Here is a 2438-nt window from a genome sequence, read left to right as displayed (position 1 = left end):
GGCATGCGAATCTGAAGTATAAGTTTGGGAACAGGCACTTTTGGGCAGAGGGATACTACGTAAGTACCGTAGGATTGAATGATGTGACGGTAAGAAAGTATATCCAAGACCAAGAGAGCTGATACTCTTCAAGATAAGATGAGTGTAAAGGATTACGAAGATCCGTTCGGGGCGAAGCCTGGAACGGATCAAAAGTAATTAAGCCAATAATTGCCCCTTTAGGGGCAGCCAGGTGATAAAAGCAAGGTGGCTTGAACGGAGCTCCCAGGAAGCTTTGCTTCCTGGGAGGCACAAGGAGAAAGCCAGCGCCTTTAGACGCTGGCTAGTAATGCGGGCTTATAGCCCGCATCCCGAATCACCCGTTTTACGGGTGGGGGCGATTGACAAGGAAGGATTGACAGGACTATAAAAGCTGCTTGCTAAGTATCGCGGCGTGGGTTATGTTAGGCTTGCAACAGAGCTTGCCCCGATGGAACTTGTGATATTCAATCGACCGACCGCGTTGTCGGCATTGAGAAGGGAGCGCTATGAGAAAGAAGAACTGCCGCGTGTTGCTGCTTGCGACAGCGGTGGCGCTGAGTGTCGCCGCTTGCGGAAACAAGGCTGCCAAAGGCACCGAGACAGAGAGCAGCACGGCGCAGGGGGAAGCGCCGAGCGGTGAGGCGCCGGATGGGAAGGGCGGTCCCGGGGGAGCGTCGGGCGGTGCACCCGGCGGAAGCAGCGCGGACATCGATTACAAAGGGGCGGCGGAAATTACGACGGCAACTTCGACGAGTGACCAGACCTACGTGAGCGCCACAAGCGATGAGAGCGCCCTGCTGATTTCGACCTCCGATGCAGTGACCATTGCGAACCCTCTGCTCACAAAGACCGGCGACTCCGACGGCGGTGACAACTGCAACTTCTACGGCCTCAACGCAGCGCTTCTGGTAAAAGGCGGTTCCAAGACCACGATTACCGGCGGAAGCATTACTTCCAACGCGAACGGCGCGAACGGTATGTTCTGCTACGGCGGCAACGGGGGAAAGAACGGCGCGAGCGGCGACGGCACGACGGTCACCATAAAGGACACGAAAATTACAACCATGGGCGACGGCTCCGGCGGCATTATGACAACCGGCGGCGGCATCACAAATGCCTCGAATCTGAAGGTCACGACGACAGGCCAGTCCTCCGCGGCGATTCGAACGGACCGCGGCGGCGGCACGGTCGTGGTAGACGGCGGCAGCTATGAGTCAAGCGGCGTCGGCTCCCCGGCGATTTATTCCACGGCGGACATCACGGTGTCCAACGCAGAGCTTAAGTCCTATCGCGCGGAGGGTGTCTGCATTGAGGGACTGAACTCCATCAAGCTTGAGAACTGCAATCTCACGGCGAAGAATACAGAGCGAAACGGCAACGCGACCTTCCTCGACAGCATCATGATTTATCAGTCCATGTCCGGCGATGCGGACAGCGGCACGAGCAGTTTTACGATGAACGGCGGCAGCCTGACCAGTCAAAGCGGCCATGTGTTCCACGTGACCAACACCGATGCCGTAATCACCTTGAACGATGTGAAGATTGTCAACGAGGACTCCGAGAAGATACTGCTCTCGGTCTGCGCGGACGGTTGGAGCGGCGGAAAGAACATTGCGACCTTGAAGGCGAGCAAGCAGACGCTTGCGGGCGCAGTCAAGGTGGGCAACGATTCCACCTTAAATCTTGAGCTTAGCGACGGCTCGAGCTTAGAGGGCTCCGTGGACGGCAAGATCAGCAATGCGAAGGGCGAGACTGTCTCGACCGAAGTCGGAACCGTCTCGGTGACGCTGGACAGCACCAGTACCTGGACGCTCAGTGCGGACAGCTATGTGACTTCCTTTAACGGGAATGCGGCCAATGTGACGGCAAACGGGCACACGCTCTATGTGAACGGCGTAGCGCTCACGGGGACCAAGTAAAGAAGAGGGAAAGAGACAGGCGCTATCGAAAGCACTAAGCCATACAGAGAAAAAGAGACGGCCTTCCGCAGTTTGTGAGGCCGTCTTTTCGCGTGCCTACGAAGCCAAGTTTTTGCCGGAAGGAAATTAAATTGGGCTCGTAGTCATTGACCACGTCGCTGCGCAGAGGCATCCAAAATAAGAAGGGACAGCTATACATAACCGGTGGGTCGTTGCATATAGTCGAGAATGCCGAGGGGGCGCCCTCCCGCCGAGATGAGGCGGATTCCAAAGCCGTGGCGTGCAGCCTCCCGGCGTTCTTCGTCGATAAAGTCGAGAAAAATTTGCTCCTGTCCGAGGTGATGCGAAAGAAAGTCCGGATTCGAGTTGTAAATGCGGAGTACCGTGAGACAGGAGGTTGTATCGTTGCCGAGTGTTTCTATGTGCATGTGCTAAGATCCTCTTGCTAGATTGCAAGATCAAGTAGGACAGTCTGAAATAATTCCTCCGGCGAACTGT

The 2438-nt window shown here is 56.0% G+C and carries 2 protein-coding genes and 1 pseudogene; 2 read left to right on the top strand and 1 reads right to left on the bottom strand.

Annotated features, from left to right (window positions below):
* A pseudogene (locus tag ACO4XG_RS10905) lies at positions 1–198 on the top strand (transposase); the annotation flags it as partial.
* Positions 199–527: 329 nt separating this feature from the next.
* The gene (locus ACO4XG_RS10900) at positions 528–1940 is read left to right on the top strand and encodes an autotransporter outer membrane beta-barrel domain-containing protein (protein WP_308509382.1); all 1413 of its coding nucleotides are present in this window, start codon (positions 528–530) and stop codon (positions 1938–1940) included.
* A gap of 191 nt (positions 1941–2131) precedes the next feature.
* Here ACO4XG_RS10900 and ACO4XG_RS10895 read toward each other — a convergent pair whose 3' ends face one another.
* Positions 2132–2368: a hypothetical protein gene (locus tag ACO4XG_RS10895; RefSeq protein ID WP_308509381.1), complete on the bottom strand. Its 237-nt coding sequence runs from the start codon at positions 2366–2368 to the stop codon at positions 2132–2134.
* Between the last annotated feature and the right edge of the window lie 70 nt (positions 2369–2438).

This window comes from Stomatobaculum sp. (assembly GCF_057248925.1).
The sequence above is the reverse complement of the archived record's forward strand: the minus strand, read 5'-3'. Positions and strand labels throughout refer to the sequence as shown.